Raw genomic sequence first — 22,605 nt, 5'->3', positions numbered from 1 at the left:
CGTCGTCACCCGATTCCGACGGTGGAGCCGATGTCGATCGTGCGTGCTCTGTGATCCGAGTCGATCCGATCTCCGTCACCGAAGATCTTGTGCCGCAATGATCCTGGAGTGTACTCGCGTTGGGCGAGCCCACGCGCTTGGAGCACTGGCACCACATTGTCGACCCACTCGTCCCACCAACCGAGCGTGGTGATCGGTACGACGTTGAACCCGTCGACACCGGCCGCCACCCACTGCTCCACATGGTCGGCAATCTGTTCCGGCGTGCCGGCGAACTTGCCGGGCAGCAATCCGTGGTTCAAAAGGTAATCCCTCCACGACACCGTCGCCGGGTCCACCTGGGACTCGGCCGCCGCCCGGAAGATCGACCGGACGTGGTCGCCGAGCTGCACCCGTTCGGCGAGTTCGGCCAACGGGGTGTCCGGATCCACGGAAGACAGATCGATTCCGCTGCCACCACTCCAGAATGCTTGCAACGCATCAAAATCGATGTTGTCGCGGAAATACTCCTGTTTGCGTCGGGCCTCCTCCTCGGTGGACCCGATGACGGTGGACAGCGCCACGATCTTCTTCAGTGCCGACGGGGCCCGCCCCACGCTGCGGGCGAGGTTGTCGAGCACCGCGATGTCTGCTCGGGCGGTGTCCGGCGTCAACGACGGCAGGAATGTCACCTCGCCGTTACGGACCGCGAAATCCCTCCCCGCAGGGGAGTTCCCGGCCTGGAACAGAACCGGCGTCCGCTGCGGTGAGGGCTCCACCAGGTGCGGGCCCTGGACCCGATAACGCTGACCTTCGTGATCGATGGTGTGGATCTTGTCGGGGTCGAAGAACCGCCCCGTCTCATGGTCGTGCAGGACGGCGCCGTCCTCCCATGAGTGCTCCCAGAGCTTGTAGGTGACGTCGACGTACTCCTGCGCCCAGGCGTAGCGGTCGTCGTGACCCACGATGGTGTCGTACCCGTAGTTGCGGAACCCGTTACTGAGGTAGGAGGTCACAATGTTCCATGCCACCCGACCATTCGTGAAGTGATCGAGGGATGACAGCCTGCGAGCGAACGAGAAGGGATGATCCTGAATGATATTGCTGGTCACGGCGATACCGAGATGCTCCGTCACATGGCCCAGCGCCGAGACGATGGTGATCGGATCATTCTCCGGAAACTGCGAACCGGCACGGATCGTCGTCGCACCGTCGCCGAAGTCGAGGTCGTAGACACCCACGACGTCGGCGATGAACAGCGTGTCGATGCGCCCTCGCTCGAGGGTTTCGACCACCGAGATGTACGGGTCGAGATCCTTGTAGCCGTACTGCACGCGCCCCTCCGGGGTACGCCAGAACCCATGGCTGTGGTGATTCGGGGTCAGATGGAGGAACGCATTGTAGATCGGTGGCCTGGGCATGGAATACCTTCCCTCGCGGGCAAACTCGTCAGATATGGCGCCAAGTCGATGGCGTCACCTTGGGTTGTCGTGTTCCGCGGGAGCCGTGCTTGATTCCGTCCTCGAGTATCGGACCCGCCGGCGGTGCACGCCAAGCCCGACAGCGATGATCGACGATTACCGATCACAGCACACAAAAGTTTTGTCTCGGTGTGCCAAAAGTGCTAGTGGCCCGGCCGTCCTCAATGCAGCGATCGCCCGGACCCGCACATTTGTCAGTCACGCGCCGACCGGGATGCCGGATCGATACCAACGACCCGGCACGAGATCTCGATACGCGGCCTCGCTACGCTCGGACGCCACTCGATCAGCAGCCACACGACTCACCCCACCGCCGGTCGAGTAGGCGCCGAGGCGCCAGCCGAGGCACCATATCGAGACCAACGCTCCGGCAGGGGATCTCGATACGCGGCCTCGCTACGCTCGGGCGCTACTCGATCGGCGATTAAGCACTGCCTCGCGGCGCTCGGACGCTACTCGATCAGCAAGCGCAGGGCCTACCCCTGTGCACCAACGGGACTCACCGCGCCGAATCTGTCGGAGGGCACCTCTACAATGGCAATGAGATGACGACTGCAGTGGTGAAAGACATTGCAGCACAGTCTAATAACTGTGGATGAACTCTTCCCTGGGCACGTATGTTCGACTACAATCGAGTCATGCCGTTGGACACCCTGATACCCCTGCTGCGTGAGGTGACGATCGACGCTGACGCGTCCGGTCGCCAGGTCTTCGACACCACGAAGACCTTGATGGACGTACGTAACCTGGTCGACCACCAGTTGGCCGTGCACGCTGTGGCGATGGACAGGTTGGGGGTGGCGCAACGGTCCGGCGGTCGCACCCGAGGACTGTTGATCGAAATGGGGGCTGCTCCCGCGGTCGCCGACCGCTGGCTACGCATCGGCACCGCCCTGGACCGGCTGGAACGGGTCGCTGCCTACTCTGCGGACGGCGTGTTCTCCGGCGAGCATGTGGATGCGTTGGTGCGGGGGATGGCGCATATCGACCAACGGGCACCCGAACCACTATCGGCGGGGTCGGTGATCGAACACGAACTGGCGTTGATCGCCCAAGCCTTCTCCGGCGCCACCCCACGCGAAGTACTCGCGGTGGCACGCTCACGCGGCAATCAGATCGCCGACGACCAGGACGGTGTGCCGGCCGCCGAGGACCGGACGATCAACGAGGTCTCCACGACCGTGGCCGGTGATGGTCGGTTGGAGGTGTTCGCCAACCTCGACATCGTCACCGGCGAAAAACTCGTGTCCGCCGTCGAATCCCTGTCCCGCAAACGGCCAGAACCCGACGGATCCGAAGACGCCCGATCAGCCGGGCAGCGGCGCGCTGATGCGTTGGAAATGATCCTCGACGCCGCGGCCAAAGCCACCAGAACAGGTGACGCCGACATGGTGGTCGCCCCGAAAACACAGGTGAATCTGACCGTGCCCGCCGACCACCCCGATCGGGCAACGCTGGAATGGTTGGGACCGGTCACCCAGACCACCGCCCATCTGGTGGCGTGTGATGCCGCCGTCACCGTGTTCGACCTCGACGAGCACGGTGCACCCCTCGACGTGAGCAACGCAGCGAGGCTGTTCACCGCGCAACAACGTAAAGCACTCATCGTGCGGGACCAATGCTGTGTGAAATGCGGAGCCGCCGCGGGGTATACGCAGTGCCATCACATCATCTACTGGTCACACGGGGGTGCCACCGTCATCGACAACGGCTGCCTGTTGTGCACCTCGTGCCACGCCCAAATCCATGCGTCGGACTGGGAGATCATCATGGGCGCCGACCGACATCCCTGGCTGATTCCACCGGTCGACGTCGATCCCACACGCACACCGCTACCGGCCTACAACAGGCGCACCATGACGCTTGCCGCCTGACCACCCCCGACCGAGCGCCCGCCTGCCCCGGTCCCTGCGGCCACGGCCCGCAGTGAAAGCACAGTCAGGAGGTTGATCTCGATACGCTCGCTCGGCTGGCGCCTCGCGCGCTACTCGATCGGCGGCGGGTGAGCATCCCGGGCACGGACTCGATACCGAGCGCACCCACGTAGCCGAAACAGGCTGACCCACCACAACTTTCACCAACGCCTAGACCAGCGACCCGGGCGACCCCGGGACGTGCACGACCCTTGAGAACTCCATAGTGTGAATGGGAATGCCTTCGGGTGCCCGCCGACCAGTTGATACTGGCGGGCACCCGAAGGTGGCCACGTCGTGACGGCCGCAAGCCACCTGTCGGATCCTGGATGCTCACACGGTCAATTCTCGGCGCAGGCACAAGGCGCAGGAGCCGACGGTGTGTCACCGGTCCGGCGCCGTACTCACGCACTGCGTCGAGCCCAGTCCGGAGCGTCCGAACTCTTGAGCGTTTCCCGCTCCGCCGGACTCAATCCACCCCAGATACCTTGCTCCTCGTCGACGTCGAGGGCGTATCGAAGGCAACGTTCCCGCACCGGGCATGACAGGCACAGTGCCTTCGCCATCGCCTCACGATGCTGGCGCTGACGCTTGGTCTCCCGCTGGTCGACGATGAACAGGTGTGCCGACGCGCCGCCACAGCGCGCTCGCTGACGCCATCCCATGTCGTCGGTGACCGTATCGGCCGTCGCTCTGGTGCCCGTCACGATGCCAACCACAGACGTCGACGGGCCACCATCCGGATACCGTCGACCGTCGTCGGCGGTAGGTCGGCGGCATGGCTGTCCAGAACGAAGAGCATCCGGCCGAAGTACTCGCGCGGCGACAGACCGAACCGGTCCCAGATCTCGCGGTCCGATCCGCCACCGTGCCGATACCACCGCACTCCGTAGTCGAGGAGATCCGTGGTGTCGACGTTCGTCGGAGCCGTTCGGCGGATACGTGTCCCGTTCATGCCAAGCAGTCTGGGACCCGGTCCGCCTGCGCAACATGGTTGCGATCGGCCAGGTTGGAAATCGTGCAGGTCCGGTCTGCGACGTCAGCGCAGTGCGCGCTGACGGACACGGACCCGTTGGTCGTGCGCCAGGTGATCGAGCATGCAGGTCCGTGCCCGCTCCGAATCACGATCGACGATCGCTGCCAACACGGCGTCGTGCTCGGCCAGCCGGTCTTCGGCCGGTCGGGTCGTCGTGCTGTCGCCGGGATGCCAAGGGGCAGCGACCTTCACATGGGCCTCGAGTGTGTGCAACAAACTGCTGATGGTGTCGTTGTGCGCCGCACGACGGACGGCATCGTGCCACAGGTTGAGATATGCCCGGAGATCGACGATGTCGCCGGCGTCACGCGCACGCTGCGAGATCTCGCCGAGTCGGGCCAGATCGACATCGGTCCGCCGTTGCGCCGCCGCGGCGGCAGCTGACGAGTCCAGGATCGCCCGCACCTCGAAGATCTCCAGAACCTCCTCGTCCGACCTGATCCACGGCACGAAGCCACGAGACGTGCCCTTCAGAAGCCCGTCGCGCTCCAACAGTCCCAGCGCCTCGCGGACCGGGGTCCTCGACACCGCGAACTCCGCGCTCAACGTTCCGGGGACGAGTGCGTCCTCGGGACCGTAGTGTCCCGAGGTCAGACGTGTCCGGACGATTTCGTAGACCTCATCACGCGCGCTCAGCGGCCGTCCTCCTTCGGCGTCTGTTGCAGCGGTCGGCGGGGGTCCAGTCGCCACTCCGAGAGGGAACCGTCGTAGACACCGACGTCGTCGATCCCGATCTGGTGCAGCGCCAATGCGACTCCCGCGGCATTGACAGCACCGCCACAGTAGAGAACCGGCGCCCGCCGTGTCGACAGGCCGAGTTCCGCGGCGAGCCTGCGGGTCCGTGTCCGCGAGACCCGACCGGCCTCGTCGAGAGTGTCGGCGTAAGGCAGGTTTAGTGAGCCGGGAATGTGGCCGGACTGCGGGTCATCGGGGTCACCGCGGAACTCCTCGGCGCGCAATCCGCACACCAGTGGGCGGCCGGAATCCGTTTGCGCCCCGACGAGTTCGAGGACATCATCGATCCCCACGACCAGGTCGCTCCGGTCGATCACGGTGAGCGCGCCCGACGCGGGTGCATCGACACCCGGGCCGGTGCCGACGGGAAGTCCGGCTGCCCGCCACGCGGACAGCCCACCGTCGAGCACCTGGACCGACGACAGGCCGAAGGACCTCAACACCCACCACGCACGTGCCGCCCAGGCACCGTTGAGGCTGTCGTAGACGACCACATGTGCGTCGTCGTCGATCCCGAGTGCCCGTGCCACGCTGACGAACTGCGACTCGGACGGCCTCATGAATCGCGCGACCGCCGTCGGGTCGGACAGTTCGGTGAACATGTCGGCGAACCGTGCACCGGGAATGTGACCGCGCTCGAAGCCTTCGCGGCCGTTGCTGAAGGGCAACTCACCCACACTGCCGCGCCGGATACTGGTATCGAGGAGCACCACTGACGACAGATGCTCGTCGAGCCACTCGACCGAGACGAGTGCCGTGTCCGTCATGAGGCCGCCGACGCCGCCGCGGTCGACGCCGCTCGATGACGCCACTCGCCGCGTTCGGGTCGGGACAGCCCGAGATTCTCCCGCAGCGTGGTCCCGACGTACTCGTCGCGGACCAGCCCCCGTCGCCTCAGTTCAGGGACCACCTGAGCGGCGAAATCCTCGAACGCATCGGGAACGTGGGTTGCCTGGACCATGAAACCGTCAGCGGCTCCGGCAGACAGCCACTGCTCCATGGTGTCGGCGATCTCCGACGCCGATCCGACCATGTCACCCTCGGTTCGGGCGCCATACCATCTGCCTATCTCACGGATCGTCAGCTTCTCGCGCTGCGCGAACTCGACAATCTCGCGATAATGCCCTTCCACGCCGACCTCGTCGAGCGACGGAAGTGGGCCATCGAGGTCGTAGCGCGTCAGGTCGACGTTGACGTGATACGCCATCCGCGACAACCCAGCTTCGGGGGTCACCAGATCGGCGAATGCCGCGTGTTTGGCGACTGCTTCGGCATGGTCGGCGCCGACGACGGTGGTCGCCGCCGGCAGCACCCGGACCTGTTGCGGATCTCGCCCACGGGCCGCCACACGTGCCTTGATGTCGCGGTAGAAATCGACTGCGGAGTCGAGCGATTCGTGGCTGCAGAAGATGACGTCGGCCCACCGCGCGGCGAAGTCTCGCCCTGCAGGCGACGCCCCGGCCTGGATGATCACCGGATACCCCTGCGGCGGCCGTGGGACACCCAGCGGGCCCTGCACTGTGAAATGGGTTCCCCGATGGTCGATGGCCTCCACCTGGTCGGGACGACCGAAGACGCCGGAGATCTTGTCACCGACGACGGCATCGTCGGACCAGCTGTCCCACAGGCGGGTGGTCACCTCCAGGAATTCTTCGGCCCGCTCATACCGGGTGGCTCGATCCGGGAGACGATCCTGGCCGAAATTCTGCGCTTCGGCATGCTGAAAGCTGGTCACGACGTTCCAGCCCGCCCGTCCTCCCGTGAGATGGTCGAGGCTCCCGAAGGTGCGGGCCACGTGGTAAGGCTCCTGATAGCCGGTCGACGAGGTCGCAGCGACACCGAGATGAGTGGTCGCGGCGGCCATGATGGTGACCACCGGGATCGGGTCCATACGCGGCGTTCCGGTCCCCCACTGCACCGCGGGATCGAAGGAGTTGCCGAGACTTCGCGGTACTGCCAGCGAATCTGGAACGAATGCGAGATCGAAACCCGCACCCTCCAAGGTTCTCGCGATGCCCGCGTAGTGCCCGGCCGAGAGGAATGCCGGCGATGCCGTGGGGTGACGCCAGCCGACAGTGCCCTGCGGTCCGGCGTTGAGAAATGCTGCAAGATGCATACTGCTCGACCTCAATTCGCGAGTGCGTAGAGTTCGTCCACCAGGGCTACGGCGAACGAACCGCTGCCGCCATCGGGGCCCAATCTGGCGGCGGCGTTCTCCGCCGCACGGGCGAACGCTGCGTGCGAGGCCACCGTGGCGAGGAACGGATCGTCAACCACGGCAGCAGCACCGGCGGTCAGAGCGCCCAGGCTGCACCCTGCACCGGTGACCTTGGTGAGGCGGGGATCGCCACCGGGGATCGACGTGGTCCGCCGGCCGTCGGTGACATGATCGACCGGCCCGCTGACCGCGATGACCGCGCCGGTCGAGCGAGCCAGTTCTTCGATGAAGGGCACTGCGGCATCCGACCCCACGGTCGTCTCGACACCCTTCCCGGTGATCTCGCCACCCGCCAACGAGATGAGTTCGCTGGCATTACCGCGGATCACCGTGGGCCCCAGTTCGAGCAGGGACCGCACGAACGCGTCGTAGCCGACGGCTCCGGAACCGTGCGCAACCGGGTCGAGCACCCAGGGTGTGCCCGCTGTCGCGGCGGTCGACGCCACCGTACGCAGCACGTCCTCGGGGTTGCTCATCACCGCGGCGGTGTTGACCCACACCCCCGCGGCCCCGGCCGGGAAGACCGATGGCCAATCGGAGCCTGCACCGATCGCAGGACCCGCACCGGCCGCCAGCAGCACGTTGGCGTTCAGGTTTGCCGCAATGTAATTGGTGAGGCCGTACACGAACGGGCCATTGTCCCCGATGGCCCGGTATGCCTTCTGTACCTCGACATCGTCGTAGGTGATCTCGCCCATGGTGCTCCTCGTTCTCGGGCCGTCGTTCGCGCTGACGATTTCTGTATACAGATGCATACAGAGGGTTCGCGTCGTTTCACGCACGACGATCGAAAGGCGTGTGACCTTCGACAACTGCGCGATCCGCGCAGAACGAGATCGTCCACGAACGCGGGTCAGGACCGTCGCCGTTGCACGACGAGTGCAGTCACGAGCATGGCGATCACCACCACGGTGACCGCGAGAAGAAGCGGCCGTACGGTCAGCCGCCACGGCCAGGCGGGACCGGCGAGCTCGACGCCGGTGTCCGGGTACTGCATCGACTTGGCCACCCAGCGCGCGGTCGCGGCGTCGTAGGTGCGTGCGATGTCGCGGAGCGCACCGTCGAAAGCGAACCCCGGCTCGTCATTGAGGTAGGTCACCGACCGCTCGTCGATCTGTCCGTCCGCGATACGTCGTGCCGCGGCGTCGGTGCCCGGGACGATGACCCGGTCCACGTCGGCATCGGTGCCGGCTCGTGGGACGACCGTCAGACCGTGCCGGGTGGTGACCGCTTGCGAGCCAGCGGACATGGCCAGCGGTTCGGCGAGATACGACAACTCGGTGTACGGCCGAAAGGCTGCGGCGAGCTCGATCTCACCGACGCCATCGGAGAGCAGCACCCCGACGTCTCCCCGATCCCACCGGTAGGCGGCGCTGAGGAGCGCGACGGAGTCGGCAGGCGACAATCCCGACTGCGACATCCGTGCCGAACGGCCTGCGGTGTAGCCGGGCCATGAAACACGGTGCGCGGCAGCCTGTGCCATTGCCGTACCGCGGGTGCGTTCGATGATGCGCAGGGCGATGTCGACACCGGAGAGCACGGCCGCAGAGGTGATCACATCGCCGTCGTCCACATAACGGACCCCGTTGCGCCACCCTACGTCCGGATAGTCGCGACGTAACCCGATGAGCCCCAACCAATGTGCGGTGGCCGGACGATCGTCGAGGATACCGGCCGACGCCAACACCTCCGCTCCCACACAGATGCTGGCCACCACCGGGAGCCCATCGGCCCGTTGCCGCGTCAACCACTGCTCCACGACCGCGGTGTCCCGCCCACCCGCACCGGGGAGGGCGGGGACGATCACGGCGTCGGGGCTGTGTCCCAGCAACCGATCCAGACCCGCGAAGTCCAGCTGCGGTACCAGGTCGAGTCCACCGGTGAGTGTGATGGCACGCATCGTCGGGGCCACGGTGTACACGTTGAACGCGCCCGTGCCAGCCAACACCTCGAACGGCGCGAGCGTGTCGGCGATGTTGGCGCCTGTCGGCCCCACGACGATGGCCACCGTCGGCTTCGTCGGATCGTGGGCGGGTTCGGTATGCGCAAGGGATACCGCGTCGGCGCGTTCGGGGTACACGCCCCGCGCCGCCGACATCGCGCCGACCGCCCCGACCGCCACCGGCACGGCAACGGCGACGATCGCGACACCGAGCACCACCAGAATCGCCTTCCACCGAGCCATGGCGGATCACCTCTCTGTCGAACCGGATGGATCAAGCGTGTCCACAGCCGCCGACACATGCCACGGCCCCGACGAGTTCATGTCCGGAATCCTGGGAAACTCGTCCTTCAGCCGCGAGCAGGATCGTCCTACGCTTGTCGACATGGACGATCGGAGCGTCGTCGTCCTCGGCTACGACGGAGTCGAGCTGATCGACGTGGCATGTGTGACCAGTGGTTTCGAGATGGCGAACAGGATGGGTGCCACCCCGCCCTATGCCATCACCGTCGCCACGCTCATCGGCAGACCGTTGCGCACGGATTCCGGTCTGGAATTGCGCGCACAACGCCGACTCGACGCCATCACCACACCGTTCGACACGCTCGTGGTCTCCGGCGGCCTCGGTCACGAGGATGCCGCGGACAACAACCGCCTCGTCGGTCATCTGCGCCGGGTGGCACCGCTGGCACGTCGCGTCGCCGCAGTGTGTACCGGCGCAACGGTTCTCGCCGCGGCCGGCCTCCTCGACGGACGCCGCGCCACCACTCACTGGCACTACGCCGACCGGTTGGCCCGGAGGTACCCCGCCGTCACCGTCGATCCCACACCCATCTACATCCGCGACGGTTCCATCGCGACATCCGGCGGCGTCACCTCGGCACTCGACCTCACCCTGGCCTTCATCGAGGAGGACAACGGCGCCGACCTGGCCCGACGAGTGGCGATGGGCATGGTCACCTACCTGCAGCGGCCGGGGAACCAAGCGCAGATGAGCATGTACACGACGTTGCCGAGCACCGACCAACCGCACGCCCGACGGGTCCTCGACCACATCCTGACCCACCTGTCCGACGATCTGTCCACGTCGTCGTTGGCGACCGTGACCGGGGTGAGCGAGCGGCACCTTGCCCGGCTGTGTACCGAACACCTGGGCCGCACCCCTGCGAAACTCGTACGCGACATCCGTCTCGACGCGGCGGCCCGACTGCTGGCCGAGACGAGCCGTTCGGCCACCGCGATCGCGCATGACTGCGGCTTCGCCTCGGCAGAGGCCCTGCGCCAATCCTTCGTCGCACGATTCGGCACCGCACCGACACGGTTCCGGACCACCCATCGCGTCGCGACGCACTGACCACGGTCACGTCGTCCGCTGCCGCTTGCGCCCTCTCACCGGGACCCACCACGCCTTCGGAGGCTGCGGGTCCCGCGTACGCTGGCGGCGTCATGGGGTTTTCGTATGCGCGTGTCACCGAGGTCGTCGACGTCAACGAGAGGTTGCGTCGGGTGCGCTTCGAGGTGCCTGATCTTCCAGACCTCGGCTTGCCCGGCCAACCGGACGAAGCCGTCGGCATCTACTTTCCCCGCCCGGGCGAACAGACCGTGCCACCGATGCAGTTCCGCAACGGCGCCTGGGCCCACCACGACGTGACCCCGGCCCCGGAGGGCCGCAACTACTCGGTCCGTCGTGTCGACCACCACACGCGATCGATGTCCGTCGATTTCGTCGTGCACTCGCGCGGCCCCGCGACCCTGTGGGCCCAGCACGCCGCGCCGGGCGCGCAGGTGGTCATGGCGCATGCTCGCGGCTGGTACCGACCACCGGTCGCGACGGCGTGGGAGTTGTTGGTCGCCGACCTTGCCGGACTACCTGCGCTGGCACGGATCGTCGAGGAACACCCCGCCCCGGAACGCTTGCGGGCCGTCGTCGAGGTGGTCTCCGACGACGACCTCGACTACATCGACGATCACTTCGGCATCGACGTCACCGCGCTGGTCGGCAGCGGCAACGGGACGGGGCCGAGCCGTCTCGGGGACGCCGTCGCCGACATCGAACTCCCGGCGGAGAACGGCTACTGCTGGTTCGGCGCCGAGGCCGCCCAGTCGCGTGCCGTGCGCAAACACCTTCGCCACCACCATCGCTGGGGGCGCGACGCCTACGACATCATCGGCTATTGGCGATTCGACGGCGAGCTGTGGGGCCGCCGGTACGCCGAACACGGGGAGGAACTGTTCGCGGTGTACCAGGGCGCCATCGCCGCAGGGAAAACCGAGAAAGAAGCCGCCGAGGAGTTCGACGAAGCACTCGAACGAGCCGGTCTCTGACGAGCGCGTCTCTACTCAGGCCGTTCGGTCATCCCGATGCCTGGTCGTTGTCCTTCAGCGCACCCCAGCCGTACCAGCGTTCGATCTCCATCACCGCAGTCGTCCGCGGCCGGACGTGATCCGGGTACTCGTTGCCACCGTAATGTCGCGACAGCCGATCGATGTCGGCGTATGCGTCGTCGTCACGGAACTCCACCACCCGACCGATCAGCGTCACATGCGTGTACCAATTCCCCTCGTCGAGGACGGTCAACGTGACGCGCGGATCGTTGCGCAAGTGTCCGAGGCGGGCCCGGCCGTTGTCCAGATTCAGCAGCACCCGGTCGCCGTCGAGCAGATACCAGGTCGCCGCCGACACCGGCGAACCGTCCTTGCGCACGGTGGCCATGACCGCCGGATTGGGCTTGGCGAGCAGCTCTTTCGCGGCATCGGGGAGAGGTGGCTTGGACATGAGAGGTCCTTTCGGTACGGCCGCGACGGTTCGCTTCCACTGCGGATCACCGCTGCCGGGCGATCACCGAGGTGAGAGCTGTCGACGTCCCCACCGTACTCACATCGCCCTACCGCTTCGGGAGTTCGACGGCATCGAGTTGACTTGCCTGCCGAACGCGGCTCCCATGGCCCGCCGATCTACTCGGCAGGCGTGGACGCCACCTGGCGCGCGGCAAGGTCATCGGTGCCCACGTGGGCGTGACACGGACGCTGCGTGGATCAGCGCTCCCGTGATCTCGCCGCCTGCGAGCGCGTGTCTAGCTCTTCTCCGTCGGTCTTCTTGTCGCGCTTGACCAGGTAGAGCGCGATGACGAGGAGAACGCCGATGAGGGCGAGCGCTCCACCGAGACCGATCACCCAGTCCGACAATCCATCACCACCGTCGCCACTCGAGGTACCCGTGTGGACGTAGACAGCCAGTTCGTACCGACTGCTGAGCGTGGCTCCTGTCATCTCTCCCCCTGACCCCTCACCGGTCGTGCATACGTTGTCCCGCAGGCTACCGCCTGCCCCGATGACCGGCGGCGTCGACCTGGCTCCACACCCGCCGCGCGCAGCGCCAATTTCGTTGGTGTGGAACGAGTCACAGCGACGGTTGGGCAACTCGAACCACGAGCACACACGTCCCGATCCCGCCCGACCACCCCGTCCGGCGCGTATGGTCACGCCATGGCCGACATCGATTTCTACTTCGACCCGGTGTGCCCGTTCGCCTGGATGACCAGCAAATGGGTTCGCAAGGTACAGGCACAGCGCGACTACACCGTCGACTGGCGATTCATCTCGCTACGAATACTCAACGCGCACATCGACTACCGCTCCCACTTCCCGCCGGAGTACGAGGCCGGACACACGGCGGGCCTGCGGCTGTTGCGAGCAGCCGCGAGCATTCGCCGCGAGCACGGGCGCGCGCCGATCGACGCGCTCTACAGCGCGTTCGGCACCCGTATCTTCGACAGCCACACCGGCACCTACATGCAGGGCGACGACGATATCCGGGGCACCGAGGGTTTTCTCGCCCCGATTCTCGCCGAACTGGGCCTACCGTCGAATCATCTGGCCGCGCTCGACGACCCGTCCTTCGACGACGAGATCCGAGCCGAGACAGACGGGGCACTCGCCTTGACCGGACGCGACGTCGGGACGCCGATCATCCACTTCCAACCACCCGAAGGGGTGGCGTTCTTCGGACCGGTGATCAGCCGACTACCCGATGACGACGACGCGGTACGGCTGTGGGACCACGTCATCGGACTCGCCGGTTTCCCCGGGTTCGCCGAGCTGAAGCGCAGCCTGCGCGAGAAGCCGCAACTCAAGGCCTTCGGTGTGGACGTCGACGATGTCGGCGAGCAGGAGGACTGGCACGGCGGTAGTCGACGGCAGAAGAAGTGAGTGACGTCGCTCGCAACGAGCCCTCGTCCGCGAAATGCTCGCGCGGCGACCACGAACGATGAGCAGTCGGTACCGGGGGTGGGTCAGATCAGCGTCAGCCGGAGCCTTTTCCGAGTCGCTCGAGAAGTACTTTCGCCAGGGGCGCCGACGATGCGGGATTCTGCCCGGTGAGCAGATTTCCGTCGACCTGCACATGCGGCACCCACGGCTCCCCGACGACCACGTCGAGCCCGGCATCCGTGAGACGGTCCTCCAGCAGCCAGGACGCCTGGTCGGCGAGACCGCCCTGCTCCTCCTCATCGTTGGTGAAAGCAGTGATGGTGCGGCCGGCGAAGGCGTTGGCACCGTCGGCATCAGCGGCCGAGAGCAGGATCGCGGGCCCGTGGCACACGATGGCGATGGGATCGTGCGCCTTGTCCGCGGCCAGCAGAGCCTTGCCGGCGTCGGAGTCTGCGGCCAGGTCTTCCATCGGGCCATGCCCGCCGGGTACGAAGATCGCGTCGTAGTCGTCGACCCGGACATCCGACAGCGCGACGGGGGCCTGGAACTCCGGCGCCGTCTCGACCACCTCGCGGATGTGCGCGGCTGCCTCCTCGGACCCGGTGCGTTCGGCCGTCAGGCTGCCCTGGTCGACCGGCGGTCGCACCCCGCCCGGCGTCGCGACAGTCACCTCGACGCCCGCGTCCTTCAGGATCTCGAGCGGTGCGACCGCTTCCTCGGCCCAGAATCCGGTCGGATGCCGGGTTCCGTCCTTCAGCGTCCAGTGGTCGGACCCGGTCATGATGAACAGCACCTTGTGAGGCATGGGATTCTCCTCGCTCGTCGGGATCATTCGGTCGGCTGTTGAACCCTGCACTGCCAACGTACCGAGATCTCCGACGTCGGGGGCCCGCGTCGGTCCCTGCACAGGCGTGCCCAGCACGGACGCCGCTAGCGATCCGCGTCCTGCCCGACGTGCACCGGACGAGCCGGATCCGCCGACCACTGCGACCACGATCCCGGGAACAAGGCGGCCGGGATCCCGGCGAGTTCGAGCGCAGCGATCTCATGCGCGGCGTTGACTCCGGATCCGCAGTAGGCGATCACGTCGTCGCCGTCTCGAATTCCCAACTCGGTGAATCGTTCTCGCAGACGATCGGGGGACAGGAACGTGCCGTCGGCGGCGAGGTTGGCGGCAGTGGGTGCACTGCGCGCGCCAGGGATGTGCCCGGCGCGCGGATCGACCGGCTCCACTTCACCCCGATATCGTTCCGGCGCACGGGCATCCACCACGACTGCCGTGGTGTCGGCGACCTGATCGATGTCGACGACCGGCATCCGATCGGACGACAGCGTGACCGAGCCCGATCGCGGTGTCGCGTCGCCTGAGGACAGCCGTAGGCCGGCCGACCGCCAAGCGCCCAACCCGCCGTCGAGCATGCGCACGTCGGTGAGACCTCCCCAGCGCAACAACCACCAGGCGCGCGCGGAGGCGAGATTGCCGATGTCGTCGTAGACCACCACCGGCGACCCGTCGTCGATCCCCCAGCGTCGCGCCGCAGCTTGCAGCTCGGCCGCATCGGGCAGTGGATGCCTGCCCCGAGCCGCCGATGCCGGCGCCGCGAGTTCGGTGTCCAGATCCACGTAGACCGCGCCCGGGATGTGGCCGTCTCGGTAGTGATCCCGACCGCGGTCGTCACCCAACTGCCATCGGACGTCGAGAACCACCGGCGGACGATCGGACAGCATGGCCTCGGTGAGTTCGTCGACGGTGATCAGCATCAACCGATCATCGCATCTGCGAGCACCGACGACCTCGCGGCGGTTGCGCATCACCGACTCCGGGCCTGTACCGGGTGGTTCCCCCGTGTCGATGCTGTCGCAGCCGTCCCCAGCATCGTCAATCGTCGTCGTCTTCTGTGTCGCCGTGTTCTGCGTCGTCGTTGTCGTCGAGTCCGTCGCCCGGCGACAACTCGACAGCACGGACGCCACGCTCCTCGGCGAGTCCGACGAACTCCGCACCCGGATCGTGGAAGCGGGACGGCCGCACGCGGTCCAACCCGATCGGCCAGAGGGTCCCGAAATGGATCGGCACCGCCAAGTCGGCCTCGATGACCTGCGCTGCGGTGACCGCACGCTCGGGATCCATGTGGCCGTGGCCGAGCGTCGGACCCCAGCCGCCCACCGGCAACAACGCCACATCCGGCCGATGCACCCACTGGTCGAGTTCCGGGTACACGTCGGTGTCACCGGCGAAATAGGTGGTCCGATCCCCCACCACGACATATCCGAGCGCCATCGTGACGTGCGGCCCGTGGCGCCAGCGGCGTCCGTCGTGCTCTGCGGGCACCGCACGGATCGCGATGTCGCCCAAGCGCAACTCGTCTCCCGACGACATCTCGACCAGCCGTGACCCGACCTCGCGCAAAGCGGGCAACACATCAGGAGCCCTCCGCGGCACCACGATCGGTACGTCGTCACCGATCTTCCGCAACGACGGCACATGCGTGTGGTCGGCGTGCAGGTGCGACAGCACCACCACATCGGTCTCCTGCGTCACCTCTGTCGACGGGGTGGCGCCCCGGCGACGACGCAGGTGGGCCACCCGCGAGGTCAACACCGGGTCGGTGAGCACGGTGGTGCCGCGGTCGGTGATCTGTGCGGTGGCGTGACCGAGCCAGCGCAGCCGAGAGCCGCCATCCGTGTGCGCCCCCGATGTCTGTGCCATACCACTACCATCCCAAGGCAAGCGGAAGGACGCCATGCGCAGCACAGCCAGAATCCTCGGTCTCGGCATCGAGCTCCTCGTGTTGTGGCTGTCGTCGGCCCTCGCGTTGCTCGTCCTGGACTCGATCCTCGACGGCGTGGACCTCGACTCGCTGACCGTCGGCGGCCAGGCGACCACCCTGCCCGCGGCATTGGTGGTGGCGTTGGTGTTCGGCGTGCTCAATGCGCTGTTGTGGCCCGCGATCGTGCGGACCATCGCATGGGTGGGGCCGGTGGTGCTGTTCGGGCTGGTGTTCGCCTCCGGTGGCGCACTGCTGTTGCTCGCGCTGTGGCTGGTGCCGATCGCCACCGTCCATGACACCGTCGACGTCTTCATCATGGCGGCGCTGCTGTCGTTGTTCACCTCCATCGTCGGCGGTGCCATCGCGTCCCGGTCGGACACGTCCTATCGACTCATGCAGGTGCGCCGACAACGCTTTCGACGACGAAATCTCGCGGAGGTACACCGCGAACCCGGACTCCTGTGTCTGCAGATCGACGGCCTCGGCCACGAGGTCCTGCGGCGTGCCATCGCCGACGGCGTGACGCCGACCATCGCCAAACTCGTCCGCGAAACCCACCGTTTGACGCCGTGGCACACCGACTGGAGCAGTCAGACCGGGGCATCCCAACTCGGAATCCTGCACGGCTCCAACCACAACGTGCCGGCATTTCGGTGGTACGACAAGACGACCGGAACCATCGCGGTGTTCAGCGACCCGCGCAGTAACGAGGAGCGCGAGATCGAACGTGCCGACATCCCCGGACTGCTCGCGACCGACGGGGCGAGCCGCGGGAACCTCTTCACCGGCGGAGCCGACGACAACGTGCTCGTGGTGAGCAGGATGCGCGGGGCACGGCTCGGCGGCGGTGCCGGGTACTCGTCCTACTTCCTCGACCCGTCGAACGCGCTGCGCACCGTGGTGCGCATGGTGGCCGAGATCCAACGCGAGCTCCGGCAATCGTGGCGACAACGGCGACGCGACATCCGACCCCGCGTCCCGCGCGGCGGCGTCTACCCGTTCGTCCGCGCATTCACCACTGTCGTCGCCGGCGACGTCACCGTCGCGGCCGTCGTCCGTGACCTGATCAACGGCCGCAGCGTGATCTACGCCGACCTCATCGGCTACGACGAGGTGTCCCATCATTCCGGCATCTCTCGCCCGGAAACCCTTGCGGTACTGACCAAGATCGACGAGACGGTGCGCCTCCTCTTGGCTGCGGTGGAGCAGGCAGATCGGGAGTACAACGTGGTTCTGCTCTCCGACCACGGGCAAAGCCAGGGGGCGACGTTTCGACAACGTCACGGTGAGTCCCTGCGACAGCTCGTCCATCGACTCGCCGGCGACCCGTCACCGTCGGCAGACGCCTCAGGCACGTCCCAGGCCGACGCGGAGGGCAGGCTGTACGCCACGGCCAGCATCGGGTCGAGCACCACCGAGGAGCCAGTCGAAAAAGGTTCCCGCCCGGTGGTTCTCGGTTCCGGAAATCTCGGACTCGTCAGCTTTCCGACGATCCCCGGCCGCGCCGACGTCACCGCCATCGAAAGCAGCTTTCCCGGACTTCTCGACGCGTTACGCACCCACCCCGGTATCGGTTTCCTGTTGGTCGCACGCCGCGACGGCGGCTCGGTGGTCCTCGGCGCCGACGGCACGGTGGACGTGGCGACCGGCGACGTCACCGGCGTCGATCCGCTTGCCGGCTTCGGTGCCGACGCCCTCGACAAGATCCGGCGCACCGACACGTTCGACAACGTCGCCGACATCATGGTCGGTGGCGCCTACTGGCCGGAGACCGACGAAATCGCCGCCTTCGAGGAACAGGTCGGCTCCCACGGCGGGATGGGCGGACCGCAGAGCACCCCGTTCCTGCTCCACCCGATCACGCTGCCCGATCCACCCGATCCGCTGCACGGCGCCGAAGCGGTCCATCGGGTGTTGGTCGGTTGGCGTGACCTGAGACAGGTCCGCGCACACGGCGATGTGGTGACAGCGGCCGCCGACACAGCCGATACACAGCGGCCGGACAGCCACGTTGGTTAGCGTGAGGTCATGACGACCACCCTGGACACCGAACCCGTCGCGGGCATCGTCGCCCGCCTCTATGACAACGCGGCCGCACAATTCGCCGACCGTCCGCCCGGACAGCCTCGGCCCGCGATGACCGGCTCGGCCGCCGAGCGAGCGGAGCAGGCGCAGGACATCTACATGCCTGTCAGCCCGGTCGGTGCGCAGATGATGTACTCACTGATCCGTGCCACCCGACCGGAGATCGTGGTGGAGTTCGGTATGTCCTACGGCATCTCGACACTGCATCTGGCAGCCGCGGTGCGCGACAACGGTTTCGGACGTGTCTACACGACCGAGTTGAGCGCCAAGAAGATCGCGGCCGCGTCGTCGACGTTCGTCGAGGCCGGACTCGACGATGTGGTCACCATCCTCGAGGGTGACGCCCTCGAAACCCTCGCGACCATCGACGGCGACGTCGGTTTCGTGTTCCTCGACGGCTGGAAAGAGATGTACCTGCCGGTCCTCGAACTGCTGGAACCACGGCTGCCCGTCGGGACGCTCCTCGTCGCCGACAACACCGAAAGCCCTGCCGCCGCTCCGTATCTGGATCGAGTGCGCGATCCACGCAACGGCTACACGAGCATCAACTTCCCGGGCAAACGCGCCGACACGATGGAGCTCTCCTGCCGGGTGTGACCGATCGCGCCCCCCAGATCTCGATACGGCGCCTCGCTGCGCTCGGTGCCTACTCGATCAGCAAAAGACACCGACGCCACCGCCGCGCTCGGTGCCTACTCGATCAGCAAGAGACTCCAGCGCGATAGTTGCGCTCGGTGCCTACTGGATCAGCAAAAGACACCGGCACCATCACCGCGCACGATGCCAACTCGACTAGCAGAAGATCTCGCCTACTCGGCCAGCACAAGACCAGCTGATCGAACAGCCACCGAAGCACCGACCCGACAGCACAAGACCCGCTGATCGAGTAGCGACCGAGGCGCCAGCCGAGGACGCGTATCGAGATCAAGGCCGGATCAGTACGTGGCGACACGCCCGTCTCGCGGTGCCCGGTACATCTGCCAGAGGAACCGAGGCACCGCACGAACCGGCAGGGGCCGAGGCCAGGATCGGGTCCGGATGAGGGCATCGGTGCCACCGTCGACGACGATGACGCTGCCCACCAAGAAATCGGCCGACGGCGAGAGCATCATCAGAACCCAGTCGGCGAGTTGCTCGGGTGTGCCGAAGCGGCGGCTCGGCAAGGGGAACGAGCGCACCTGAGAGCCGGTCGAGCTGTCCAGCTGGGATTGCAGCAACGGCGTCAGCACCGGGCCCGGCGCGATCACGTTCAGCCGGATACCCGCACCCGCCCACTCGTCGGCGACCGCCTTCGACCGACTCCACTGTGTCACCGCGATTTTCGACGTGGCATAGGCGACCGGACCGGACACACCCACGCGACGACGGACCTTGCGGACCGCGGCGTCGACGTCGCCGTCGAGCAGGTCGCCGATGGCGCGACGCGGCACGAACGGTGTCGTGGTGGTCGAATTTGATCCGAAGACAACCACTTTCGCATCACCTGCGGTCGCCAACGCCGACCGCCATCCCTCCAACAACTCGGTGACGCCCAGCATGTTCACCTCGACGATCATCCGTTCACGTCCCTTGGCAGGCCCGAGACCCGCCGCCAGCACGACACCGTCGAGACGGCCGCCGGCGCTGTCGAGTACTCCCTCGATCGCCGCCCGGCGCCCCGTCGCAGTCGACAGGTCGGCAATCACGTCCGCGTCGTGCAAATCGACGGTCACCACTCGATTCCCATCGGCCCGCAGCCGATCGGCCACCGCGCGCCCGATGCCGGAAGCAGCCCCGGTCACCGCGTGAACACCCATTGCCACCCCTTCGTGCGATTTCCCCCACCGACGCCGCATGTGGCCGGATCGTCGGCACCGACTCACCTCGGTCGGCGAACGTCCACCGACGTCGTCAGCGGGCGGCTGGTTCCTGGTGATGCTGGCGGGCGTCGGTCCGCTCGTACGCGTCGTTGAACGCCCGCAATTCGTGGAGCAACGACTCCGGCGTCCCGGGCGCGAGATCGGAGAAGACCCGGATGAGTCGCTGAGCACGCAGCATTCCGTCGTGCTCGAAGGCCTCGGAACCCTCCGCGGTCGGACGGATGAGCCGACTCAGCTGACCCGGCACCTCGAAACGCTCGAGATATCCGTGCTTGATCGCCGCGTTCACCTGCCGGTTCACCGTCGACTGTTCGAGATCGAGTTCGTCGCTGAGCTCGCGCAAGGTGCGCGGTCGGCCGTCGGACAACGTCCAGAGAATGCTGAAGGCCGAGTTCTCCAACCGGGCGCCGGTGAAGATGTTCGTGCGCCGCCTGCTCATCCGGAGTAGTTCCTCGGCCAGGTCTCGGAACACAGGCGACTCCCAGAACGTCTCATCCCCCGCACCGGGCATACCTGCGACCTCCCATGTCCGATTTCAACGGCCAACATACCCTCGAGTTGGCATGTGCACCATACATATGTAGGGTACATAACCCAAGGAGGGTGCCCAATGACCACTACGCCAACCGGCGAGGCCCCGGCGACGGATCAGACCGTGCCGGTGGACAGTGAACTGACCGACGACAAGCACACCGGCGCAGCCATGGCAGTCGTGGCCGTGCTGTGTTTCGGTGGCCTCGTCGCATCACTGATGCAGACGTTGATCATCCCGATCCAGCCCGAGCTGCCCGAACTGCTGAACACGACGCCGTCGAACGCATCGTGGGTCGTGACCGCCACACTGCTCGCCGCGGCCGTCGCGATGCCGATCTCCGGCCGCCTCGGCGACATGCTCGGCAAGCAACGCGTCATTCTGGCCAGCTCGATTCTGCTGATCATCGGCTGCCTGGTGTGCGCCCTGAGCTCGTCGTTGGTCCCGATGATCGTCGGTCGTGCCATCCAGGGCATGGCCATGGGCTTCATCCCACTCGGCATCAGCCTGATGCGCGAGGTCACGCCCCCGCGCCTCACGTCGATGGCCGTGTCCGCGATGAGCGCGACGATGGGCGTCGGCGGCGCCATCGGGCTGCCGCTGGCCGCATGGGTGGCGCAGCAGTTCGACTGGCACGCGCTCTTCTGGGTGTCCGGCGGCCTCGCGGTCGTGGTCACGATCCTCGTGGCGCTGATGGTCCCCCACGTCAACGACAGCTCGGGCGGACATTTCGATGTCATCGGCGCCATCGGACTGGCGATCGGTCTGGCCGGTCTGCTGATCGGTGTCTCGAAGGGCAACGACTGGGGGTGGAGCTCAGGCACCACTCTCGGCGTGCTGTTCGGCGGGCTCGCGGTGCTGATCATCTGGGGAATCTTCGAGCTGCGTCATTCCGAGCCGCTCGTCGATCTACGGACGACCGCTCGTCCCGCAGTGCTGCTGACGAACGTCGCGGCTATCGCCATCGGCTTCGGCATGATGGCGCAGATGATCGTGGTCCCGCAGCTGCTCGAGATGCCCGAAGCCGTCGGCGGTCTCGGACAGTCGCTTCTCGCCGCAGGTCTGTGGATGGCACCCGGCGGACTGATGATGTTGGTGTTCGCTCCGGTGTCGGGCACCTTGATCAACACGATCGGCGCCAAGTTCACCCTGGCGATCGGCGCCACCGTTCTCGGCGTGGGCTACCTCGGCGCATTCATGCTGATGAATGCCCCTTGGCAGCTGGGACTCGCCGCGGTGATCAGCTCGGCCGGTGTCGGTATCGGTTACGCCGCGATGCCGACGCTGATCATGGGCGCCGTGCCGATGAAGGAGGCCGGCGCGGCCGTCGGCCTGAACGGCCTGATGCGTTCGATCGGCACCACCAGCGCGTCGGCCGTGATGGCACTGGTCCTGACGAGTTCCACGGTGACCTTCGGCCCGGCGGAGGTGCCGAGTCACAGCGCGTTCCAGTGGTGCTTCCTGATCGGTGCGATCGCCGCCTTCGTCGGTGTCGCGATCACCCTGTTCATCCCCGTTGCAAAGAAGCGGGCCGCCAACGCCGTCGAAACCCAACCCACCGAAGCCCAACCCACCGGACCCCAGCCCACCGAGGCCGAGGTCGCCGCGGTCTCGGCACCGACGGAAAGCGTGGACCCGGCACCGATCACGGACGCCATCGAGGACACCGACCCAGGCCGTGCACGACACCGGCTGACGTCGCCCGTCCCCGATGAACGCCCGGGAGACCGCCCGCGTATCGCGGGTCGGATCACCGCACCCGACGGCGCGGTACTCGACACCGCGGCCGTCACGGTCACCGACACCCGCGGCCACCAAGCAGGCACCGCCAGCGTCGCCACCGACGGC

Annotated in this window: 22 protein-coding genes; 7 read left to right on the top strand and 15 right to left on the bottom strand. The window is 66.7% G+C overall.

Going from position 1 to position 22,605, the window contains the following annotated elements; genetic code table 11:
- Window positions 1–5 precede the first annotated feature (5 nt).
- Complete coding sequence (locus AAFP35_RS24560) at window positions 6–1,400, bottom strand: NtaA/DmoA family FMN-dependent monooxygenase (RefSeq protein ID WP_419224300.1); 1,395 nt, start codon at window positions 1,398–1,400, stop codon at window positions 6–8.
- Window positions 1,401–2,077: 677 nt separating this feature from the next.
- On the opposite strand from AAFP35_RS24560, the gene AAFP35_RS24555 reads away from it, so the two are divergent.
- The gene (locus AAFP35_RS24555) at window positions 2,078–3,334 is read left to right on the top strand and encodes a DUF222 domain-containing protein (protein WP_419224299.1); all 1,257 of its coding nucleotides are present in this window, start codon (window positions 2,078–2,080) and stop codon (window positions 3,332–3,334) included.
- Window positions 3,335–3,777: 443 nt separating this feature from the next.
- Here AAFP35_RS24555 and AAFP35_RS24550 read toward each other — a convergent pair whose 3' ends face one another.
- The 7 genes from AAFP35_RS24550 to AAFP35_RS24520 all read right to left on the bottom strand — a co-directional run bounded on the left by AAFP35_RS24550 (window position 3,778) and on the right by AAFP35_RS24520 (window position 9,547).
- Window positions 3,778–4,080, bottom strand: coding sequence for a WhiB family transcriptional regulator (locus tag AAFP35_RS24550; RefSeq protein ID WP_419224298.1), 303 nt, complete (start codon window positions 4,078–4,080; stop codon window positions 3,778–3,780).
- Window positions 4,077–4,328, bottom strand: coding sequence for a DUF3263 domain-containing protein (locus tag AAFP35_RS24545; protein ID WP_419224297.1), 252 nt, complete (start codon window positions 4,326–4,328; stop codon window positions 4,077–4,079). Before AAFP35_RS24545 ends, AAFP35_RS24550 begins: the two co-directional genes overlap by 4 nt.
- An 84-nt stretch (window positions 4,329–4,412) precedes the next feature.
- Window positions 4,413–5,099: a GntR family transcriptional regulator gene (locus AAFP35_RS24540; protein ID WP_419224296.1), complete on the bottom strand. Its 687-nt coding sequence runs from the start codon at window positions 5,097–5,099 to the stop codon at window positions 4,413–4,415.
- Window positions 5,042–5,911 carry a sulfurtransferase gene (locus AAFP35_RS24535; RefSeq protein WP_419224295.1) on the bottom strand — a complete coding sequence of 290 codons (870 nt, stop codon included), beginning with the start codon at window positions 5,909–5,911 and terminating at the stop codon, window positions 5,042–5,044. Before AAFP35_RS24535 ends, AAFP35_RS24540 begins: the two co-directional genes overlap by 58 nt.
- Window positions 5,908–7,260 carry an LLM class flavin-dependent oxidoreductase gene (locus AAFP35_RS24530; protein ID WP_419224294.1) on the bottom strand — a complete coding sequence of 451 codons (1,353 nt, stop codon included), beginning with the start codon at window positions 7,258–7,260 and terminating at the stop codon, window positions 5,908–5,910. The genes AAFP35_RS24535 and AAFP35_RS24530 overlap by 4 nt, the downstream gene beginning before the upstream one ends.
- A gap of 11 nt (window positions 7,261–7,271) precedes the next feature.
- The gene (locus AAFP35_RS24525) at window positions 7,272–8,060 is read right to left on the bottom strand and encodes a hydroxyethylthiazole kinase (RefSeq protein ID WP_419224293.1); all 789 of its coding nucleotides are present in this window, start codon (window positions 8,058–8,060) and stop codon (window positions 7,272–7,274) included.
- Window positions 8,061–8,215: 155 nt separating this feature from the next.
- Window positions 8,216–9,547 (bottom strand): DJ-1/PfpI family protein, encoded by a 1,332-nt coding sequence (locus tag AAFP35_RS24520; RefSeq protein WP_419224292.1) that lies wholly within the window; start codon window positions 9,545–9,547, stop codon window positions 8,216–8,218.
- A gap of 37 nt (window positions 9,548–9,584) precedes the next feature.
- Here AAFP35_RS24520 and AAFP35_RS24515 point away from each other — a divergent pair, with 37 nt between their 5' ends.
- Both AAFP35_RS24515 and AAFP35_RS24510 read left to right on the top strand, forming a co-directional pair.
- Complete coding sequence (locus AAFP35_RS24515) at window positions 9,585–10,658, top strand: GlxA family transcriptional regulator (RefSeq protein WP_419224291.1); 1,074 nt, start codon at window positions 9,585–9,587, stop codon at window positions 10,656–10,658.
- Window positions 10,659–10,750: 92 nt separating this feature from the next.
- A complete protein-coding gene (locus AAFP35_RS24510; protein WP_419224290.1) occupies window positions 10,751–11,629 on the top strand; it encodes a siderophore-interacting protein in 879 nt (292 codons plus the stop codon).
- Between the two features lie 28 nt (window positions 11,630–11,657).
- Here AAFP35_RS24510 and AAFP35_RS24505 read toward each other — a convergent pair whose 3' ends face one another.
- Window positions 11,658–12,080: a PPOX class F420-dependent oxidoreductase gene (locus AAFP35_RS24505; protein WP_419224289.1), complete on the bottom strand. Its 423-nt coding sequence runs from the start codon at window positions 12,078–12,080 to the stop codon at window positions 11,658–11,660.
- A gap of 260 nt (window positions 12,081–12,340) precedes the next feature.
- Window positions 12,341–12,574: a hypothetical protein gene (locus AAFP35_RS24500; protein ID WP_419224288.1), complete on the bottom strand. Its 234-nt coding sequence runs from the start codon at window positions 12,572–12,574 to the stop codon at window positions 12,341–12,343.
- A gap of 216 nt (window positions 12,575–12,790) precedes the next feature.
- On the opposite strand from AAFP35_RS24500, the gene AAFP35_RS24495 reads away from it, so the two are divergent.
- Window positions 12,791–13,513 carry a hypothetical protein gene (locus AAFP35_RS24495; RefSeq protein ID WP_419224287.1) on the top strand — a complete coding sequence of 241 codons (723 nt, stop codon included), beginning with the start codon at window positions 12,791–12,793 and terminating at the stop codon, window positions 13,511–13,513.
- A 94-nt stretch (window positions 13,514–13,607) separates the two neighbouring features.
- Here the strand turns inward: AAFP35_RS24495 and AAFP35_RS24490 are convergent, their stop codons facing one another.
- From AAFP35_RS24490 to AAFP35_RS24480, 3 genes are all read right to left on the bottom strand, one after another.
- Window positions 13,608–14,318: a type 1 glutamine amidotransferase domain-containing protein gene (locus AAFP35_RS24490; protein ID WP_419224286.1), complete on the bottom strand. Its 711-nt coding sequence runs from the start codon at window positions 14,316–14,318 to the stop codon at window positions 13,608–13,610.
- Between the two features lie 125 nt (window positions 14,319–14,443).
- A complete protein-coding gene (locus tag AAFP35_RS24485) occupies window positions 14,444–15,274 on the bottom strand; it encodes a sulfurtransferase (RefSeq protein WP_419224285.1) in 831 nt (276 codons plus the stop codon).
- Window positions 15,275–15,392: 118 nt separating this feature from the next.
- Window positions 15,393–16,220: an MBL fold metallo-hydrolase gene (locus AAFP35_RS24480; protein WP_419224284.1), complete on the bottom strand. Its 828-nt coding sequence runs from the start codon at window positions 16,218–16,220 to the stop codon at window positions 15,393–15,395.
- A gap of 34 nt (window positions 16,221–16,254) precedes the next feature.
- On the opposite strand from AAFP35_RS24480, the gene AAFP35_RS24475 reads away from it, so the two are divergent.
- The gene (locus AAFP35_RS24475) at window positions 16,255–18,300 is read left to right on the top strand and encodes an alkaline phosphatase family protein (protein WP_419224283.1); all 2,046 of its coding nucleotides are present in this window, start codon (window positions 16,255–16,257) and stop codon (window positions 18,298–18,300) included.
- A 9-nt stretch (window positions 18,301–18,309) separates the two neighbouring features.
- Window positions 18,310–18,963: an O-methyltransferase gene (locus AAFP35_RS24470; RefSeq protein WP_419224282.1), complete on the top strand. Its 654-nt coding sequence runs from the start codon at window positions 18,310–18,312 to the stop codon at window positions 18,961–18,963.
- 338 nt (window positions 18,964–19,301) lie between these two features.
- Here the strand turns inward: AAFP35_RS24470 and AAFP35_RS24465 are convergent, their stop codons facing one another.
- Together AAFP35_RS24465 and AAFP35_RS24460 are read right to left on the bottom strand one after the other, a co-directional pair.
- Window positions 19,302–20,162, bottom strand: coding sequence for an SDR family oxidoreductase (locus AAFP35_RS24465; RefSeq protein WP_419224281.1), 861 nt, complete (start codon window positions 20,160–20,162; stop codon window positions 19,302–19,304).
- A gap of 94 nt (window positions 20,163–20,256) precedes the next feature.
- Window positions 20,257–20,736: a MarR family winged helix-turn-helix transcriptional regulator gene (locus AAFP35_RS24460; RefSeq protein ID WP_419224280.1), complete on the bottom strand. Its 480-nt coding sequence runs from the start codon at window positions 20,734–20,736 to the stop codon at window positions 20,257–20,259.
- Window positions 20,737–20,835: 99 nt separating this feature from the next.
- On the opposite strand from AAFP35_RS24460, the gene AAFP35_RS24455 reads away from it, so the two are divergent.
- Window positions 20,836–22,605, top strand: a 1,770-nt coding sequence (locus tag AAFP35_RS24455; protein ID WP_419224279.1) for an MFS transporter, incomplete at its 3' end; no start/stop codon positions are given.

Origin of the sequence: Gordonia sp. CPCC 206044, from assembly GCF_048537895.1 — a bacterium.
In the GTDB taxonomy this organism is placed as follows: Bacteria; Actinomycetota; Actinomycetes; order Mycobacteriales; family Mycobacteriaceae; genus Gordonia.
The sequence above is the reverse complement of the archived record's forward strand: the minus strand, read 5'-3'. Positions and strand labels throughout refer to the sequence as shown.

What these genes read in the sequence shown, in the direction of transcription:
- AAFP35_RS24490 (WP_419224286.1), bottom strand. Translation starts at nt 14,318, where the DNA reads ATGCCTCACAAGGTGCTGTTCATCATGACCGGGTCCGACCACTGGACG.
- AAFP35_RS24485 (WP_419224285.1), bottom strand. Translation starts at nt 15,274, where the DNA reads ATGCTGATCACCGTCGACGAACTCACCGAGGCCATGCTGTCCGATCGT.
- AAFP35_RS24480 (WP_419224284.1), bottom strand. Translation starts at nt 16,220, where the DNA reads ATGGCACAGACATCGGGGGCGCACACGGATGGCGGCTCTCGGCTGCGC.
- AAFP35_RS24460 (WP_419224280.1), bottom strand. Translation starts at nt 20,736, where the DNA reads ATGCCCGGTGCGGGGGATGAGACGTTCTGGGAGTCGCCTGTGTTCCGA.
- AAFP35_RS24535 (WP_419224295.1), bottom strand. Translation starts at nt 5,911, where the DNA reads ATGACGGACACGGCACTCGTCTCGGTCGAGTGGCTCGACGAGCATCTG.
- AAFP35_RS24555 (WP_419224299.1), top strand. Translation starts at nt 2,078, where the DNA reads ATGTTCGACTACAATCGAGTCATGCCGTTGGACACCCTGATACCCCTG.
- AAFP35_RS24465 (WP_419224281.1), bottom strand. Translation starts at nt 20,162, where the DNA reads ATGGGTGTTCACGCGGTGACCGGGGCTGCTTCCGGCATCGGGCGCGCG.
- AAFP35_RS24500 (WP_419224288.1), bottom strand. Translation starts at nt 12,574, where the DNA reads ATGACAGGAGCCACGCTCAGCAGTCGGTACGAACTGGCTGTCTACGTC.
- AAFP35_RS24505 (WP_419224289.1), bottom strand. Translation starts at nt 12,080, where the DNA reads ATGTCCAAGCCACCTCTCCCCGATGCCGCGAAAGAGCTGCTCGCCAAG.
- AAFP35_RS24545 (WP_419224297.1), bottom strand. Translation starts at nt 4,328, where the DNA reads ATGAACGGGACACGTATCCGCCGAACGGCTCCGACGAACGTCGACACC.
- AAFP35_RS24510 (WP_419224290.1), top strand. Translation starts at nt 10,751, where the DNA reads ATGGGGTTTTCGTATGCGCGTGTCACCGAGGTCGTCGACGTCAACGAG.
- AAFP35_RS24475 (WP_419224283.1), top strand. Translation starts at nt 16,255, where the DNA reads ATGCGCAGCACAGCCAGAATCCTCGGTCTCGGCATCGAGCTCCTCGTG.
- AAFP35_RS24560 (WP_419224300.1), bottom strand. Translation starts at nt 1,400, where the DNA reads ATGCCCAGGCCACCGATCTACAATGCGTTCCTCCATCTGACCCCGAAT.
- AAFP35_RS24470 (WP_419224282.1), top strand. Translation starts at nt 18,310, where the DNA reads ATGACGACCACCCTGGACACCGAACCCGTCGCGGGCATCGTCGCCCGC.
- AAFP35_RS24530 (WP_419224294.1), bottom strand. Translation starts at nt 7,260, where the DNA reads ATGCATCTTGCAGCATTTCTCAACGCCGGACCGCAGGGCACTGTCGGC.
- AAFP35_RS24520 (WP_419224292.1), bottom strand. Translation starts at nt 9,547, where the DNA reads ATGGCTCGGTGGAAGGCGATTCTGGTGGTGCTCGGTGTCGCGATCGTC.
- AAFP35_RS24495 (WP_419224287.1), top strand. Translation starts at nt 12,791, where the DNA reads ATGGCCGACATCGATTTCTACTTCGACCCGGTGTGCCCGTTCGCCTGG.
- AAFP35_RS24525 (WP_419224293.1), bottom strand. Translation starts at nt 8,060, where the DNA reads ATGGGCGAGATCACCTACGACGATGTCGAGGTACAGAAGGCATACCGG.